Here is a 17,207-nt window from a genome sequence, read left to right as displayed (position 1 = left end):
GGAAGCCGGAGGTGGGGCACGCGCATGTTCCTGAAACGGATCGAACTCATCGGTTTCAAATCGTTTGCCGACCGGACGGAGCTGGAATTCGTTCCCGGCATCACGGCGGTCGTCGGGCCGAACGGCAGCGGGAAGAGCAACATTTCCGACGGCATCCGGTGGGTGCTCGGCGAGCAGAGCGCGAAGAGCTTGCGCGGCGGCAACATGCAGGACGTCATCTTCGCCGGCAGCGACACCCGGAAGGCCGTGAACTTCAGCGAAGTGACGATTACGCTCGACAACACGGACCGCACGCTGCCGCTCGATTACGACGAGGTGACGGTCACCCGGCGCGTGCACCGGAACGGCGAGAGCGAATATCTCATCAACAAGCAGGCGTGCCGGCTCAAGGACATCACCGAGCTGTTCATGGACACCGGCATCGGCAAGGAAGCCTACTCGATCATCGGGCAGGGGCGCATCGAGGAGATTCTGAGCACGCGGGCGGAGGACCGGCGGGGCATTTTCGAGGAAGCGTCGGGCATCGTGAAATACAAGACCCGCAAGCGCGAGGCGCAGAAGAAGCTCGAGGACACGGAGCAGAATCTCGTCCGGATCCACGACCTGATCGCCGAGCTGGAAGGCCAGCTCGAACCGCTCCGCGAGCAGTCGGAAAAGGCGAAACGTTACAAGGAGCTCCGCGAGCAGCTGAAGTCGAAGGAGATCTCGCTCTACGTCCATCAGATCGAGCATGTGCACGCCAGCTGGAAAGAGCTCGGCGCGAAACTCGAGCAACTGAAAGCGCAACAGGCCGAGCTGATGGCGGTCGTAAGCCGCCACGACGCGACCCTCGAGCAGGATCGGCTCGCGCTCCGGCGGATCGAGGACGAGATCGAGCGGCTGCACGCGGAGCTGCTCGCGATCAGCGAGGAATACGAGAAATGCGAAGGCCTGGGCGAGGTGCTGAAGGAGCGGCGCCGCAACCTCGAGCAGAACCGGAAGCAGCTCGAAGAGACGATCGCGGCGCAGTCCGCGCGGATCGCGGAGCTGGCGAAGGAGGAGGCGGACCTCAGGGCGAAGGCCGCCGCGCTCGGGCAGACGCTGGAGGAGCAGCGCGGGCAGCTGGCGCGGGAGGAGGAGAAGCTGTCCGGCGCCGGCGCCTCGGCCGACGCGGAGGAAGAGGAGCGGCTGAAGAGCGAACTGCTGGACGTGCTCTCCGCGATGGCCTCGCTGCGCAACGAGATCCGCTACGCGGAGCAGCAGCGCGAGGCGGCGGAGCGGCGCCTCAAGCGGCTGGACGAAGAGGAGGCGGCGGACGCCGGCGAGCTCGAGCGGCTCGCCGCCCGGCGGACGGAAATGTCGGCGCGCCTGGAGGAGAACGCAAAAGCGCTTGAAGCGGTCCGGCAGCGTCTCATCGCCGAGACCGAACGGCGGCAGGAGCTGCAGCGCTCGCTCGAGGAGACGCAGGCGCTCATCCGCCGGTGGGAACAGAAGCGGGACGCCGGCGTATCCAGGCGCGACACGCTGAAGGAAATGCAGGAAAGCCTCGAAGGCTTCATGCAGGGCGTGCGCGAGGTGCTGAAGGCGGCGCGCCGGGGCGCGCTGTCCGGCGTGCACGGGGCCGTCGCGGAGCTGATCCGCGTGCCGGAGCATCTCGAGATCGCGGTGGAGACGGCGCTCGGCGGCGCGTTGCAACACATCGTCATGGACGACGAGCGGACGGCGCGCGAGGCGATCGGCTATCTCAAGCAGCGTCAGCTCGGCCGCGCGACGTTCCTGCCGCTCGATGTGATCCGCGGACGGAGCGTGCCGGAGCCGGACCGGCTCGCCGCGCAGTCGGTCGACGGTTTCGTCGGGATCGCCTCGGAGCTCGTGGCGTGCGACGGGCGCTACGCGCAGATTCTCGCGAACCTGCTCGGCAACGTGCTGATTGCGGAGACGCTGGAGCAGGCGAACCGGATTGCCGCCCGCTGCGGCTACCGGTACCGCGTCGTCACGCTCGACGGCGACGTCGTGAACGCGGGCGGATCGATGACCGGCGGGAGCCTGCAGAAGCGCGGCGCGAGCCTGCTCGGACGCCGGCGCCAGATCGAGGAGTTGGATCGGGAGATCCGGGAAGCGGAGGAGCAGCTCGGGGTGCTGAGCGGCAAGCTCCAAGACCTGCGCAGGGAGCTGTCCGACTGCGGCCGGAACATCGAGGACGCGCGCGGTCAGGCCGAAGCGAAGCGGATCGAGGAGCAGCGGCTGAGCTCGGCGCTGCAGCAGATCGGGCAGGATGAGCAGCGACTCCGGGAGCAGCTCCGGCTCAGGACCGATGACCGCGGCAGCCAGCTCAGGGAGCTCGAGGCGCTGGACGCGGCGCGCGAGGCCGCCGAGGCCCGCCTCCGGGAAATGGCCGCCGAGGAGGCGCGGCTGCAGCAGGCGATCCGCGAGGCGGAGGAGCGGCGCCGGGCCGGCGAATCGGCAAGGGAAGCGCTCAAGGAACAGCTGACCGGACTGAAGGTCACCGTCGCGAAGACGGAGCAGGAGATGCAGTCGCTCGCCGAGCAGTCGGCGCGGCTGCGCGGCGAGATCGCGCGCGCGAAGCAGGATCTGGCCTCGATGCGCGAGACGGCGGCGCTGCAGGAAGAAGAAGCGCAGCGGCTCGAAGCGGAAGCGGTGCGGCAGCGGGAGACGCTGAACGAGCTTCGGTTGAAGAAAGAGCGCTGCTCGGAGGCGATCGATCTGAAACGCGCCGAGCGGGCCGACAAGGTCCGCCTCCTCGAAGAGGGGGAGAGCGAGACGAAGGAGCAGCGCGAGCAGCTCCGTCAGGTGGAGGAAGAACTGCGGCGGACCGAGATCGCGGTGAACCGGCTCGACGTCGAGCTGGACAACCTGCTGCGCACGCTGGGCGAGGAATACGAAATCGGGTTCGAGCTCGCGAAGGAGCGGTATCCGGTGCCGGAGGACCCGGCCGCCGCGCAGCAGGAGGTGCGGGAGCTGAAGCGGCAGATCGCGCTGCTCGGTGAGGTCAACCTCGGCGCCATCGAGGAATACGAGCGGGTGAAGGAGCGGTACGATTTTCTCAGCTCGCAGAAGGACGATCTCGTCGAGGCGAAGGCGGCGCTCTATCAGGTCATCCGCGAGATGGACGAGGAGATGGGCCGGCGCTTCCGCACGACGTTCGAGGCGATCCGCGGCCAGTTCGGCATCGTGTTCAGCCGGCTGTTCGGCGGAGGCCGCGCGGATCTCGTCCTGGTCGATCCGGACCATCCGCTGGAGACGGGCATCGACATCGTCGCCCAGCCGCCGGGCAAGAAGCTGCAGAACCTGCAGCTCCTCTCGGGCGGCGAGCGGGCGCTGACCGCGATGGCGCTGCTGTTCGCGATCCTGCGCGTGAAGCCGGTGCCGTTCTGCGTGCTCGACGAGGTCGAGGCGGCGCTGGACGAGGCGAACGTGACGCGGTTCGCGCAGTACCTGCGCGAGTTCTCCGAGCAGACGCAGTTCATCGTCGTCACGCACCGCAAGGGCACGATGGAGGAGGCGGACGTCCTCTACGGCGTGACGATGGAGCAGGACGGCGTCTCGAAGCTCGTCTCGGTGCGGCTCGAGGACGGCGAGCCGGTGACGGTCTGATTCGGTTCGTTCGAAGGTGCGGGCTTTCGGTCGGTTTTCCGGTCCGGCCCGCTTCTTTATGGATCAAGAAAGGTGGTTGAACGGTGAGCTTTTTCAGAAAGTTGCGCGAGAGCATCTCGGCGAAGGCCGAAGCGGTGACGAACAAGTTCCGCGAAGGGCTCGGCAAGACCGCTGCCGCGATTGCGGGCAAGGTGGAGGAGCTCGTGCTCCGGCGCAAGAAGATCGACGAGGCGTTCTACGAGGAGCTGGAGGAGATTCTGATCGCCGCGGATGTCGGCGTGACGACGGTCATGCGGCTGATCGACGAGCTGCGCGAGGAAGTGCGCCGGCGGAGGATCGAGGACGCGGCCGAACTGCAGCCGATCCTGTCCGAGAAGCTGGTCGCGCTGCTCAAGGATGGCGCGGACGAGGGGCTGCGGATGGCCGAGTCGGGCACGACGGTCTACCTGTTCGTCGGCGTGAACGGCGTCGGCAAGACGACGACGATCGGCAAGCTGGCGCACCGCTTCAAGCGCGAGGGGAAATCGGTTCTGCTCGCGGCGGGCGACACGTTCCGCGCCGGGGCGATCGAGCAGCTCGAGGAATGGGGGCGGCGCGTCGGCGTCGACGTGGTGAAGCAGCAGCCCGGCGCGGATCCCGCCGCCGTCATGTACGACGCGATCCGGGCCGCGAAGCAGCGGGGCGTCGACGTGCTGCTCTGCGACACGGCGGGCCGGCTGCAGAACAAGACGAATCTGATGGAGGAGCTGAACAAAATCTACCGCGTCATCCAGCGGGAGATGCCGGGCGCGCCGCATGAAGTGCTGCTCGTGCTCGACGCGACGACGGGGCAGAACGCGCTCAGCCAGGCAAAGCTGTTCGGCGAGAAGAGCGGCGTCACGGGCATTGTGCTCACGAAGCTGGACAGCACGGCGAAGGGCGGCATCGTCATCGCGATCCGCCACGAGCTGCAGCTGCCGGTGAAGCTCGTCGGCCTCGGCGAGAAGATGGACGACCTGCAGGAGTTCGACGCGGAGCAGTTCGTCCACGCACTGTTCGCCGGCGCGATCGAGAAGGAGGTCGAAGCCGGCGGCGCGGAGTGAGCGGCTGCGGCGCGGCGCGCCTGCATGCCGGCCGGGGCCCGCGCGCAGGGCGAACCGGCTTAAGATCCGGTTCGCCGCGCGGGACGGAGCGGGCGGAACGGAGCGGACAGGATTCCGATGGGCGCAGGTCTGACAAGGTGATCGACTTGACACGGCGAATGCCTTAGGGTATGATAGAGAAGCTGGCCGGGGTGTCAAGATCATCGCCTTGACGGGCGGGGTGAATCCGGCCGGAAGGGACGGAAGGATGCGCGAGCCGGAAGCCCTCGAGAAGACGAACCGGATCAATCTGCTGTTCGATTTCTACGGGCCGCTGCTGACCGACAGGCAGCGGTTGTTCCTGAAATATTATTTTCACGACGACTACTCGCTCGGCGAGATCGCGTCGGAGTTCGGCATCAGCCGCCAGGCCGTCTTCGAGCATATCCGGCGCGCGGAGGAGACGCTGGAGAGCTACGAGGACCGGCTCGGGTTGCTCGCGCGGCACGAGCGGCTGACGGCCCTGATCACGGAGCTGGAGCGCGCCGCGGAGAAGCTGCCGGAGACGGCGGACGCGGCCGCCGTCCGGTCGGCGCTGGCGCGGCTGCGCCAGGCCGTCGAGAACGACTGACGAATCATACGGCGGGGGGCGAAAGCGGATGGCCGCATTCGAAACATTGACGAGCCGGCTCCAGAGCGTGTTCGGGAAGCTGCGCGGCAAGGGCAAGGTGACGGAAGAAGACGTCAACGAGGCGATGCGCGAGGTCCGTCTGGCGCTGCTTGAGGCGGACGTCAACTTCAAGGTGGTCAAGGACTTCATCGCGCGGGTCAGGGAGCGGGCGATCGGCCAGGAAGTGGTCAAGAGCTTCACGCCCGGCATGGTCATCATCGATATCGTCAACAAGGAACTGACCGAGCTGATGGGCGGCACCCAGGCGAAGCTCGCGAAGGCCGCGAAGCCCCCGACCGTCGTCATGATGGCGGGCCTGCAGGGTTCCGGCAAGACGACGTCCAGCGCGAAGCTCGCGCTGATGCTCAAGAACGGCGGGCACAAGCCGCTGCTCGCGGCCTGCGACATCTATCGTCCGGCGGCGATCCGGCAGCTGGAGGTGCTCGGCGGCCAGATCGGCGTGCCGGTGTTCTCGCTCGGCGATCGCGTCAGCCCGGTCGAGATCGCGCGGCAGGCCTTGCAGCGCGCGAAGGATGAGGGCCGCGACTACCTGATCATCGACACGGCGGGGCGGCTGCACATCGACGAGGCGCTCATGGAGGAGCTCCGGCAGATCCGCGAAGAGGTGAAGCCGGACGAAGTGCTGCTCGTCGTCGACGCGATGATCGGGCAGGAAGCGGTGAACGTCGCGCAGAGCTTCCACGAGCAGCTCGGGCTGACGGGCGTCGTGCTGACGAAGCTCGACGGCGACACGCGCGGCGGCGCGGCGATCTCCGTCAAGGCCGTCACCGGCTGCCCGATCAAGTTCGTCGGGACGGGAGAGAAGATCGAGCCGCTCGAGCCGTTCCATCCGGACCGGATGGCTTCCCGCATCCTCGGCATGGGGGACATGCTGTCGCTCATCGAGAAGGCGCAGGCGGCGATCGACGCCGAGAAGGCGGCCGAGATGGAGCGCAAAATGCGCGCGGCCGAGTTCACGTTCGAGGATTTCCTCGAGCAGATGGCGCAGGTGCGGAAGCTCGGGCCGCTCGACCAGCTGCTCGATCTCCTGCCCGGCATGGGCAAGCTGAAGCAGCTGAAGGACGTCCGGGTCGACGAGAAGCAGTTCGCCCGCGTCGAGGCGATCATCCAGTCGATGACGAAGGAGGAGCGGCGCAACCCGGACATCCTGAACCACAGCCGGCGCCGGCGCATCGCGGCGGGCAGCGGCACGTCGATCGCCGAAGTGAACCGGCTGATCAAGCAGTTCGAGGACATGCGCCGCATGATGAAGCAGTTTTCGCAGATGATGGGAGGCGGCAAGGGCCCGAAGGGATTGAAAGGCCTGAAGGGCCTGAAGGGGCTCCCCGGCCGCGGGCCGCGCTTCCCGTTCGGCTGAACGCAGCCGGGTGAGCTTGTTGAAGGAGGTGAATTCCGCATGGCAGTACGCATTCGTCTGAAGCGCATGGGTGCGCACAAGAAGCCGTTCTACCGCGTGGTCGTGTCCGATTCGCGTTCTCCCCGGGACGGCCGCTTCATCGAGGAGCTCGGCTATTACAATCCGCTGACCAATCCGGTTCAGCTGCGCATCGACGAAGAGAAGGCGCTGAAGTGGCTGCAACGCGGCGCGCAGCCGTCCGACACGGCGCGCAGCCTGCTCAGCAGGGCCGGCATCATGAAGAAGTTCCATGAACTGAGGCAGGGCAAGAAGGCCGAGTAAGGCCGCGCATGACCTGACCTGCGGAAGGAGGCCGACGCATGCAGGAATTGATTCAGGTGATCGCAAGGTCGCTTACGGATCATCCCGACGACGTCCGGGTGACGGTGCGCGAGGATGAACGCGGCACGGTCTACACGCTGTCCGTCCATCCCGACGACATCGGGAAGGTCATCGGCAAGCAGGGGCGGATCGCGAAAGCCATCCGGACGGTCGTCACGTCGGCCGCCGCGAGGGACAGGCGCCGCGTCATCGTCGATATCGAATCGTAAGTCCGGTTCGGCCCGTCGGGCGCCGGATCGGCCGGGGGCCGGGGCGGGCTGACGTCCCGGCCCTCGCCGCCCTGCCGGACGTCGGACGGGCCGGCCGCGCGAAAGGAGCGTCCCCAAGCGTGGAAGTGAAGTGGCTTACGGTCGGCAGGCTGGTGAACACCCACGGGATCCGGGGCGAGGTGAAGGTGCTGCCGTCGACCGATTTTCCCGAAGAGCGGTTTGCGCCCGGCAGCCGCCTGACGCTGCACGCTCCCGATTCGTCCGCCCAGGTGGAGGTCGAGGTGGAATCGGCGCGGGAGCACAAGGGGATGTACCTCGTCAAGCTGAAGGAATACGACAACATCAACCAGGTGCTTCCGTACAAGGGGTGGACGGTCAAGGTGCCGGCTTCGCGCCGCGTTCCGCTCGGAGAAGGGGAATACTACTTCCACGACATCATCGGCTGCACGGTCGTGACGGAAGAGGGCGAGGAGATCGGCCGGATCACCGAAATCCTGCGGCCGGGCGCGAACGACGTCTGGGTTGTCCGGCGTCCGAAGGGGCGCGAGGTGCTCGTTCCGTACATCTCCGACGTCGTGAAGGATGTCGACGTGGCGGCGAAGCGGGTGACGATCCACCTGATGGAAGGGCTGATCTGACCGATGCGGATCGACGTGCTCACGCTGTTTCCCGAGATGTTCGAGGGCGTGTTCGGGGCGAGCATCATCGGCAAGGCCCGGGAAAAGGGAATCGTCGAGCTGAACGTCGTCAATTTCCGCGATTACGCGAACAACAAGCACAACACGGTGGACGATTATCCTTACGGCGGCGGCAGCGGCATGGTGCTGAAGCCCGAGCCGATCTTCGCCGCGGTCGAGGCTCTGCTGAAACCGGACGAGCCGCGTCCGCGCATCATCCTGACGTGCCCGCAGGGCGAGACGTTCACGCAGCGCAAGGCGGAGGAGCTCGCGAAGGAGCCGCGCCTCATCTTCATCTGCGGGCACTACGAGGGCTACGACGAACGGATCCGCGAGCATCTCGCGACGGACGAGCTGTCGATCGGCGATTATGTGCTGACCGGCGGCGAGCTGCCCGCGATGGTCGTCATCGACGCGGTCGTGCGGCTCCTGCCCGGCGTGCTCGGCAACGAGACATCGGCCATCACGGATTCGTTCCAGAGCGGCCTGCTTGAATATCCGCAATATACGCGTCCGGCTTCGTTCCGCGGCTGGGACGTGCCGGAGGTGCTGCTGTCCGGCCATCACGGGAAGATCGCGGAATGGCGCCGCCGGCAGTCGCTGCTCCGCACGCTCCGGCGCCGCCCGGATCTGCTCGAGCACGCGGACCTTACGCCGGAGGAGCGGCGTTTCATCGAGGAGGAGCGCCGCCGGATGGCGGCCGGGTCCGCGAAAGGCGGGGATCCGGAGCGGGACGGTGCCTCCGGATAACCGGTTGTATTTGCGGAAGCGCTGTGGTAAAATTGCAAATGTTGTTTGCGATTTCGGGACGGTCCGCTGCCGGCCGTGACCCGGCACAAGGCAGGTGCCGGCGAGCCCGCATGAACGTCCCTGGGGAAGGAGGTACGTCCGATGAATCAACTCGTACGGGAGATTACGCAGGAACAACTCCGCAAGGATATTCCGGATTTCCGTCCGGGCGACACGCTGCGGGTGCACGTGAAGGTCATCGAAGGTTCCCGTGAACGGATCCAGGTGTTCGAGGGCGTGGTCATCAAGCGCCGGGGCTCCGGAATCAGCGAGACGTTCACGGTCCGCAAGATTTCGTATGGCGTCGGCGTCGAAAGAACGTTCCCGCTGCATTCGCCCAGGATCGACAAGATCGAGGTCGTGCGCCGCGGCAAGGTGCGTCGCGCCAAGCTGTACTACCTGCGAGACCTGCGCGGCAAGGCGGCCAGAATCAAAGAACGTTGAACGTACGGACACGGAGGGGGCTTGCTTTCGACAAGTCCCTTTTCTGTTATGGCGATTTGTCTGTCGGTGTGACGGACGGATGACGGACAACAAGGCGCGAAAGGTGGTGGGCGGATGGACCGCACCGACACGCACGAACCGGAGCTGCCGCAGCATGACGGAGCGGACGGCGGGCAGCCGGTGGACGGAGCGAAGGAGGCCGGATCGGGAGAAGGAAGCCGGCTGTACAAGGAAATCGTGGAATGGATCAAGGCGCTGGCGATCGCCGGGCTCCTGGTTTTCGTCATCCGCTGGTTCCTGTTCGCGCCGTTCATCGTGGACGGTCCGTCGATGCAGCCGAATTTCGAGACCGGCGAGCGGCTCATCGTGAACAAGATTCTGTACGATTTCCGGGAACCGAGGCGCGGCGAGGTCATCGTGTTCCACGTGCCGGAGGAGAACCGCGACTTCATCAAGCGCGTCATCGGCGTGCCCGGCGACACCGTGCGGCTGGAAGGCGACGAGCTGTACATAAACGGCGTCAAATTCGAAGAGCCTTACCTCCGGGAGGCGATCGAGCGGGCGCGGGCGGCGGGCGAGCCGGCCTGGAATCTCGGCGACGATTTCCCGAACGCGATCGTATCCGAGACCACCGTGCCCGAAGGGATGATCCTCGCGTTCGGCGACAACCGGCGCAACAGCAAGGACAGCCGGATGATCGGGTTCATCCCGCTCGAGAACGTGATCGGCCGGGCGGACGTCGTGTTCTGGCCGCTCGACAAGTTCGGGTTCATCGACCATTCGGCTCCGGTTCCGGCCGGTTGACGGGAGAACCGCCGGGACCCGGTCCGCGCGGCTGAAGAGGGAGGCGGCATGACGACGATTCAATGGTTCCCGGGCCACATGACCCGGGCGAAGCGGCAGATCCAGGAGAAGCTGAAGCTGATCGATGCGGTGATCGAACTGCTCGACGCGCGCGTGCCGCATGCGAGCCGCAATCCGATGATCGGCGAAATCCTGCGCGGCAAGCCGCGGCTCGTCGTGCTGAACAAGGCCGATCTGGCGGACCCGCATTCGACGGAGCGGTGGATCGCGGCATTTCGCGGGGAAGGGCTCGACTGCGTCGCCGTGGATTCCGCCGGCGGCCGGGGCGTGCAGGAGATCCCCGGGCGGGTGCGGCAGCTCGCCGCCCCGCTCTTCGAGCGGATGAAGGCGCGGGGGGTGAATCCGCGGCCGGTCCGCGCGATGATCGTCGGCATTCCGAACGTCGGCAAGTCGACGCTGATCAACCGGCTGGCCGGCCGGGGCGCCGCGGCGACCGGCGACCGGCCGGGCGTGACGAAGGGCCAGCAGTGGATCAAGGTCGGCGGCGTGATGGAGCTGCTCGACACGCCGGGCATCCTGTGGCCGAAGTTCGACGATCCGGCGGTGGGCCTGCGGCTGGCGGCGATCGGGTCAATCCGGGAAGAGATTTTGAATCTCGAGGAGGTCGCGTTCTTCGTCGTGAAGACGCTGGCCGCAAAGTATTGGGACGCGCTGGCGGAACGGTTCGGGCTGGAGGGCGGACCGCCGGACGATCCGGACGATGCCGGCCGGATCGTCGACGTGCTGGAGCGGATCGGGCGGAAGCGCGGCTGTCTCGCGGGAGGCGGGCGCGTCGACCTGGAGAAGGCGTCCGGCGCGCTGCTGCGCGAGCTGCGGACGGGCAAGATCGGCCGGATCACGCTCGAGGAGCCGGACGAGTTCCGCTGACCGGCGGGGGACCGGCCCGGAGGTTGGCGGGGCGCATCGATCCCACCGGCCGGGCCTCCGGAGGGCCGGATGGTTCGGCGGGACAGCGGGACGCTCCGTGCGCCGGGCCGGATTCGGGATTTGCGGAAAGCGAGGCGCATACATGGAACGGAAGGACATGCTGTCGCATGAGCGGGAGCTTGCGCGGCAGGGCTATCGGTTTATCGCCGGCGTCGACGAGGCCGGCCGCGGCTCGCTGTTCGGCGACGTGGTGGCGGCCGCCGTCATCCTGCCGCCGGAACTTCGTCTCGAGGAAGTGAACGACTCGAAGAAGCTGACCGCGAAGCAGCGCGAGCGGTGCTACGATCGGATCATCGGACATGCGGTAGCCTGGGCGGTCGCCCGCGTCGGCCCGGAGGAGATCGACCGGATCAACATCCGGCAGGCTTCCCGGCTGGCCATGAAGCTGGCGGTGGAGGCTTTGGAGGTCAAGCCCGATTATTTGCTTGTCGACGCCGAGACCGTCGAGATGGACGTACCGCAGCTCGCCGTCGTCCACGGCGACGCGCGCTGCCAGGCGATCGCCGCGGCCTCGATCATCGCGAAGGTGACGCGCGACCGGCTCTGCACGGACGAATGGGACCCGTTGTATCCGGAATACGGGATTGCGATACATAAGGGATACGCGACGAAGCTGCACCGGGAGCGGCTGCTGGAATTCGGGCCGAGCCCGATGCACCGGAGGTCGTTCCTCGGCAGGCTGCTGGACGAGCAGCTTACCCTGTTCTGAAGATCCGCATATTCGCCGCCGGGGGGAACCGCCCTTTCTTCCCGGCGGCCGAAAACCGCCCGCCGGGCGGTTTTCGCGTTCTTCAGCCCGCGGCGCATTCAGCCGATATAGTAACCATAGGGAAGAAGGGGGCGAACAGCGATGCAGGTCGGCCAACTGATGCGCGTCATGGCCGGAGAACCGATGCCGGACCAGGCGAAGGCTCTGGAGCTCAGGATCGGCCAGATGGTGCGCGGCGTCGTGCTGCAGCTTCTGGAAGGCGGGGACGCGCTGGTGTCGCTGAACGGCGTTCAGATCCGGGCGCGGCTCGAGGCGCCGCTGGCGCCGGGACAGCCGGCGCTGCTGGAGATCATGCCCGAGTCGACGGCCGGAACGATCGTGCTCCGGCCTGTCGACGCCGGACAGGCGCAGCCGCCGCAGGCGACGCTGCGCGGGCTGCTGAAGCTGCTCGGTCTGCCGGACAAGCCGTGGGCGAGGGACATTGCGCTCGATCTGCGCCGGGGCGGCTATCCGGTCACCCGCGAGGCCGGCGAGGCGTTCCGTCAGGCCGCGGCCGTCCGCCCGGCGCACGCGCCGGAGGCGGAATGGATGCAGGCGGCCGCGACGGCATGGAAGCGCGGGCTTCCCGTGACGGAAAGCACGGTCGCCGCGCTCCGGCAGGCGATGTTCGGCAAGCCCGCCGGCGAGCTGCTGGAGCAGCTCCGCGCGCAGCTCGAGGCGCTGGCCGGCCGGGCCGGAGCGCAAGCCGGCGGCGCGGCCGGAGCGACGTCCGCCGGCGGTGCGCTGCCCGCGTCGGCGGCTCGCGTCCTCGCGCTGCTCGCCGAAGGGGAGGCGCTGCTTGCGGACCTCGCGGGGCGGGCTACGGCGCAGGCCCCATCGGCCGGACCGGGACCGCAAGGACCGGCCGGATCGCCCGGCGCCGGATCGGGAACCGCGCAGGCCGGCGGCGCCGGCGCATCGCCGGGATCGTCGGCTTCGCCGTCCGCAGCCGCGACGGCTTCGCAGGCCGGTTCCGCATCCGGACCAGCGCCGGCTTCGGGTCCGGCGTCGGTCGGCGCTGCGGCCGGGCTGACGCCGGCTCCGGGTGCGGCGGGGGCGGCAGTCCGTACCGCCGACGCGCGGCCGCCGGGCATCGGCGCCGGACAGACCGGACCGACGGCGGAGCCGGCGCCCGGGTCCGCTTCGCCGCAACTGGCCGCCGCGCAGCCGCAGCAGACGGCCGTTCCGGGAAGGACGGGCAACTGGATCCACGCCCTGCTGAAATGGCTCGGCGTCGACTACGAAAAGCAGCTCGCGCAGCAGGCCTCATCCCGCGGCGACGCCGCCGCAGGCCAACGGGCGGCGGATGAGGCGTCGCCGAACGCCGCGGCGGCCGGCAGGGAAGCGGCCGCCGGAGCCGGCGCGCAAGGTGCGGCGGAACGCTCGGCGCCCCGTACCGGGCCGGGCGCCTTTCCGCTCCCGCCGCAGGCGGCCGAGGCGCAGCAGGTCCGCGCCGGAGCGGGTCCGGCCGCCGGCGAGACGCTGAAGCAGGCGCTGCTGCAGCTGGCGGCGTCCGAAGACGCGCCGGCCGCGCTGCGCGAGACCGCGCAGCAGCTCGTGCAGCAGATCACCGGCCAGCAGCTTCTGCTCGCGCCGGAGCGAAACGGCGCCCTGTTCTCGCACGTGACGCTGTTCATTCCGTTCCGCGGGGAGGACGGCGGCGAGGCGGCCCGGATTACGATCCAGTCGCGCCGCGGCCGCAGGGGAGAGCTGGACCCCGACAATTGCCGGCTGCTGTTTGACCTGAGGATGAAGCATCTCGGCGACACGGTCGTCGACGTGCAGGTGGTCGACCGGTTCGTCAGCCTGAACATCTGGAACGACCATCCGGTTCTCGAGCGGCTCGTCGAGGTCGCGCGCGGTGAGGCGGCCGGGGCGCTGAACCGCGCCGGATACCAGCTCGCGTCGGTGCGCGTGAAGCCGTTCCCGGATACGGCCGCCGGGAACGCGGGCAAGGAAGCCGCGGCGCAGGCTCCGTCTTCCGATCCGGCGGCGTACGCCGGCAAGCCGTACAAGGGGGTGGACCTGCGCCTGTGAAACGGCCCGAAGGACCGTCCGAACCGCTGCGCAAGGCGGTGGCGCTGAAGTACCATCCGGCCGAGCATTCGGCCCCCGTCGTGGCCGCGAAGGGGCAGGGCCATGTCGCGGAGCGCATCCTCGAGCTGGCGCGGGAGCACGGTGTGCCGATCCAGGAGGACGCTTCGCTCGTCGAAGTGCTGTCGCGGCTGGACATCGACCAGGAGATTCCGCCCGAATTGTACGCGCTGGTCGCGGAGGTGCTCAGCTTCATCTATCGGACCGACCGCAAGCTGAAGGAATGGGGCGTCGGCGATGGATAGGCGGCGGGAGACCGGCAGGCGCGGCGAGGAAGCGGCCGCGCATTACCTGGCCGCGCGGGGCTTCCGCATCCTGCACCGGAACTGGCGGTGCCGGATGGGCGAGCTCGACATCGTGGCGGAGGACGGGGAGACGATCGTCTTCGTCGAGGTGCGGACGCGCGCGCCGGGGAGCCGCTTCGGCACGGCGGCCGAATCGGTCGACACCCGCAAGCGGCGCAGGCTGGCCGCGCTGGCGCAGGCGTATCTCGCGATGAACGGAAGGCGGCACGCCCCGATCCGTTTCGACGTCATCGCCTGCACGACCCGTTCCGACGGAACGCTGGATATCGATCATATTCCGGGAGCCATGTAAGATGGAGCCGCCGGTTTGAACCCAAACCGGCGGCTTTCGTCGCATGAATCGGGTAGATTCGTCAGGCTGCCGATTGCGCCGCTTTCCGAAGGGGTTGATGGGATTGCCGGCCGTCAGGAACCTCCTCATCTTTTTGTCAGGGGCCATCGCGGGAGGACTTCTGGTCTTCCTGTTCCTCCGGGATTCCCCGGACAGGATATCCGACCGGGACATGGCGGATACCCCGAAAGCGGAAGTCGAATTTGAAGCAGCCTTCAACGGTACGGGCCGTGCGGCGGACAAGGAAGCCGGACAAAGCGGAACAACGGTCGAAGCCACGATCCGTGACGCATCCGGCCTTCCATTGATTGTCGGCGGAATCTGCAGGGATTTCCCGGAACCCAAAATCATTCTCGAATATGAAGGGAAGCCCTATTTTCCGGCCGGGTTCATCGCCGGCCTGTTCGGTGAAAAGGTCTATGTCTAGGAGGACGGCAGATTCGGAATACCCGGAGACCTCCCCGTTTATTTCCGGGACCACGGCAAAAGCGCCGCCGCCAGCGTCAAAACGAGCGGCCACCGCTTCAGCTTTCGCAGGTTCACCGTTATCCGTCCCCGGTCGATCGGTTTCGCCGCGTGCCATCCGCTTGTCATGACGGCGATTCCGGTCAACATGTTTCGGCCCTGCATGGGTCAGGACGCGTGGAAGCGCCGGTCGAGGAACCGGTAGTGGATCGCCTCCGCGACGTGATCCGCTCCGACGTCGTCCTGTTCGTCGAGGTCCGCGATCGTCCGCGCGAGCCGGAGGACGCGCTCGTGGGCGCGCATGCTGAAGCCGAGGGCGCGGTAGGCGGATTCGAGCAGCCGCGCCGCGTCGGGCTTCAGCTTGCACGCCTCGCGCAGCGCGCGGCCCGTCAGATCGCAGTTCCACCGGACGCCGGTCAGCTTCATGCGCGCCTGCTGGCGCTCGGCGGCCGCCAAGACGCGCTCGCGCATCTTCGCGGTCGTCCAGCCGTCCGGTTTCGCGGCGTGCAGCGCGGGACGCGGCACCTCCACCTGCAGGTCGATCCGGTCGAGCAGCGGCCCGGACAGCCGCGACCGGTAGGCCGCGATGCGCCCCGGCGTGCAGGTGCAGCGCTGTTCCTCGCTCTCGTTCAGATGAAAGCCGCACGGGCACGGATTCATCGAGGTAGCCAGCATGAAGCGGGCCGGGAACCGGAACACCGCCCGCGCGCGGGCGATCGTCACCTCGCGGTCCTCGAGCGGCTGACGCAGCGCCTCGAGCGCCTGGCGCGAGAACTCGGGCAGCTCGTCGAGGAACAGGACGCCCTCGTGCGCCAGCGTCACCTCGCCGGGCCGCGGCACGGAGCCGCCGCCGATCAGTCCGCCGGCCGAAATCGTGTGGTGGGGCGCACGGAACGGCCGCGTGCGGATGAGCGACACCTTGCCGGTGCCGAGCTTGCCCGCCGCGCTGTAGATCTTCGTGACGTTCAGCGATTCTTCTTCGGTCATCGGCGGCAGGATGCCGGGGAGACGTTTCGCGAGCATCGTCTTGCCCGTCCCGGGCGGCCCGCACAAGAGGAGGTTGTGCCGCCCGGCCGCGGCGGTCAGCACCGCCCGCTTCGCCGTCGGCTGGCCGATCACGTCGGCGAAGTCGAGCTCCGCGTGCGGCGGACCGGCGGCGTCCGCATCCGGCGCGCCGGATCCGGCGGCCTCCGGAACGAACCGCAGCGTATCCAGGTCTCCGCCCGCGAGCTGCGACAGGTGCGAGACCGCGAACAGCTCGAGGCCGCCGATCAGCGCGGCTTCGGCCGCATTGCCCGCGGGCAGCAGGACGCGCCGGATGCCGCGCCGCTTCGCCAGCTCGACCATCGGCAGCACGCCGGGAACGGGCCGCACCTCGCCGGACAGCGCGAGCTCGCCGATGACGAGCGCGCCCCGGAACAGCCCGCCGTCCAGCTGGGAGCTTACGACCAGGATGCCGGCGGCGATCGCGAGATCGAACGCCGTTCCTTCCTTGCGCAGATCGGCCGGGGCGAGATTGACGGTGATGCGCCGGAGCGGGAACTGGAAGCCGCAGTTCTTCACGGCGGCGCGCACCCGCTCGACCGATTCGCGCACGGCGGGGTCGGGCAGGCCGACGACGTTCACCTGCGGCAGGCCGGGCGCAATGTCGGTCTCCACGTCGATCCAGAGCGCCTCCACGCCCTGGACGAAAGCGCAGCAAATCTTCGCGTACACGAAAAAAACACCCCATCGCCGGATGAAGGTGCTTCCTTACATTCCGTTCATGTATTTCCGAAATCTGATGATTTTCGATAGACAGTGTACCGGATGCGCACGTCGGTGTCAACCCGGAAACGGCCGGCTTTGTCGTTGTTCTGTGATATTGTCAGGGTGTAACTGATCCGAGAAAATGTCAGTATGGGTAAGGAGCAGATCACCTTGACGAAGAGCGAACTGAAACGCGCTATGGTTCTTGAAAAATGGATCGATGGCCATCTCGCGGAACAGGATGTCGCGCGCATTCTTGGCATCAGTATTCGGCAAGCGTATCGGCTTAAGGCCAAATATCGCCTCGGAGGTGCACAAGCCATCGCTCATGGGAATCGGGGCCGTAAGCCCGCTCATACCTTGGCCGATTCGCTTAAACAACGCGTTATGCTCCTGTATCAGGAGCGCTACTTCGGAAGCAATGCCACCCACTTTGCCGAGCTGTTGGCCGAACACGAAAACATCCATTTAAGCGTCTCTTCGGTCCGCCGCATTCTGCTGGAAGGCGGGTTGCGTCCCGC

The 17,207-nt window shown here is 67.5% G+C and carries 18 protein-coding genes; 17 read left to right on the top strand and 1 reads right to left on the bottom strand.

Translation table 11 applies throughout. The features are described from left to right. The first annotated feature begins 24 nt into the window (after positions 1 to 24). From smc to A9Z00_RS04165, 16 genes are all read left to right on the top strand, one after another. A complete protein-coding gene (gene smc / locus A9Z00_RS04240; RefSeq protein WP_296974800.1) occupies positions 25 to 3,594 on the top strand; it encodes a chromosome segregation protein SMC in 3,570 nt (1,189 codons plus the stop codon). Between the two features lie 83 nt (positions 3,595 to 3,677). Continuing rightward, on the top strand, positions 3,678 to 4,676 hold the full coding sequence (gene ftsY, locus A9Z00_RS04235; RefSeq protein WP_296974798.1) for a signal recognition particle-docking protein FtsY: 999 nt from the start codon (positions 3,678 to 3,680) through the stop codon (positions 4,674 to 4,676). A 247-nt stretch (positions 4,677 to 4,923) separates the two neighbouring features. Next, positions 4,924 to 5,286, top strand: coding sequence for a YlxM family DNA-binding protein (gene ylxM, locus A9Z00_RS04230; protein WP_296974796.1), 363 nt, complete (start codon positions 4,924 to 4,926; stop codon positions 5,284 to 5,286). Positions 5,287 to 5,314: 28 nt separating this feature from the next. Next, positions 5,315 to 6,703, top strand: coding sequence for a signal recognition particle protein (ffh, locus tag A9Z00_RS04225; RefSeq protein WP_296974794.1), 1,389 nt, complete (start codon positions 5,315 to 5,317; stop codon positions 6,701 to 6,703). 39 nt (positions 6,704 to 6,742) lie between these two features. Then, the gene (rpsP, locus tag A9Z00_RS04220; protein WP_296974792.1) at positions 6,743 to 7,024 is read left to right on the top strand and encodes a 30S ribosomal protein S16; all 282 of its coding nucleotides are present in this window, start codon (positions 6,743 to 6,745) and stop codon (positions 7,022 to 7,024) included. A gap of 38 nt (positions 7,025 to 7,062) precedes the next feature. Then, on the top strand, positions 7,063 to 7,293 hold the full coding sequence (locus A9Z00_RS04215) for a KH domain-containing protein (protein ID WP_296974790.1): 231 nt from the start codon (positions 7,063 to 7,065) through the stop codon (positions 7,291 to 7,293). Positions 7,294 to 7,412: 119 nt separating this feature from the next. Then, positions 7,413 to 7,931, top strand: coding sequence for a ribosome maturation factor RimM (gene rimM, locus A9Z00_RS04210; protein ID WP_296974789.1), 519 nt, complete (start codon positions 7,413 to 7,415; stop codon positions 7,929 to 7,931). Positions 7,932 to 7,934: 3 nt separating this feature from the next. Beyond that, a complete protein-coding gene (gene trmD / locus A9Z00_RS04205; RefSeq protein ID WP_296974787.1) occupies positions 7,935 to 8,720 on the top strand; it encodes a tRNA (guanosine(37)-N1)-methyltransferase TrmD in 786 nt (261 codons plus the stop codon). Between the two features lie 141 nt (positions 8,721 to 8,861). After that, a complete protein-coding gene (gene rplS / locus A9Z00_RS04200; RefSeq protein WP_296974785.1) occupies positions 8,862 to 9,203 on the top strand; it encodes a 50S ribosomal protein L19 in 342 nt (113 codons plus the stop codon). Between the two features lie 114 nt (positions 9,204 to 9,317). Beyond that, on the top strand, positions 9,318 to 10,007 hold the full coding sequence (gene lepB, locus A9Z00_RS04195; RefSeq protein WP_296974784.1) for a signal peptidase I: 690 nt from the start codon (positions 9,318 to 9,320) through the stop codon (positions 10,005 to 10,007). 48 nt (positions 10,008 to 10,055) lie between these two features. Next, the gene (ylqF, locus tag A9Z00_RS04190; RefSeq protein ID WP_296974782.1) at positions 10,056 to 10,934 is read left to right on the top strand and encodes a ribosome biogenesis GTPase YlqF; all 879 of its coding nucleotides are present in this window, start codon (positions 10,056 to 10,058) and stop codon (positions 10,932 to 10,934) included. A 142-nt stretch (positions 10,935 to 11,076) separates the two neighbouring features. Continuing rightward, a complete protein-coding gene (locus A9Z00_RS04185) occupies positions 11,077 to 11,703 on the top strand; it encodes a ribonuclease HII (RefSeq protein ID WP_296974780.1) in 627 nt (208 codons plus the stop codon). 141 nt (positions 11,704 to 11,844) lie between these two features. Continuing rightward, positions 11,845 to 13,779 carry a hypothetical protein gene (locus A9Z00_RS04180; RefSeq protein ID WP_296974777.1) on the top strand — a complete coding sequence of 645 codons (1,935 nt, stop codon included), beginning with the start codon at positions 11,845 to 11,847 and terminating at the stop codon, positions 13,777 to 13,779. After that, positions 13,776 to 14,081, top strand: coding sequence for an EscU/YscU/HrcU family type III secretion system export apparatus switch protein (locus A9Z00_RS04175; protein ID WP_296974773.1), 306 nt, complete (start codon positions 13,776 to 13,778; stop codon positions 14,079 to 14,081). Before A9Z00_RS04180 ends, A9Z00_RS04175 begins: the two co-directional genes overlap by 4 nt. Continuing rightward, complete coding sequence (locus A9Z00_RS04170) at positions 14,074 to 14,433, top strand: YraN family protein (RefSeq protein ID WP_296974770.1); 360 nt, start codon at positions 14,074 to 14,076, stop codon at positions 14,431 to 14,433. Before A9Z00_RS04175 ends, A9Z00_RS04170 begins: the two co-directional genes overlap by 8 nt. A 43-nt stretch (positions 14,434 to 14,476) precedes the next feature. Beyond that, positions 14,477 to 14,899: a hypothetical protein gene (locus A9Z00_RS04165; protein WP_296974767.1), complete on the top strand. Its 423-nt coding sequence runs from the start codon at positions 14,477 to 14,479 to the stop codon at positions 14,897 to 14,899. 206 nt (positions 14,900 to 15,105) lie between these two features. Here the strand turns inward: A9Z00_RS04165 and A9Z00_RS04160 are convergent, their stop codons facing one another. Next, entirely contained in the window at positions 15,106 to 16,653 is a 1,548-nt protein-coding gene (locus A9Z00_RS04160) for a YifB family Mg chelatase-like AAA ATPase (protein WP_296974765.1), read from the bottom strand. Between the two features lie 204 nt (positions 16,654 to 16,857). Between A9Z00_RS04160 and A9Z00_RS04155 the strand changes: the two genes are divergently transcribed. Beyond that, positions 16,858 to 17,207 (top strand): helix-turn-helix domain-containing protein (locus A9Z00_RS04155; protein WP_296974762.1); only part of this gene is annotated, 350 nt, incomplete at its 3' end.

The sequence above is a fragment of the Thermobacillus sp. ZCTH02-B1 genome (assembly GCF_002159085.1).
In the GTDB taxonomy this organism is placed as follows: Bacteria; Bacillota; Bacilli; order Paenibacillales; family Paenibacillaceae; genus Thermobacillus.
This window is presented reverse-complemented; position numbering and strand designations above follow the sequence as displayed.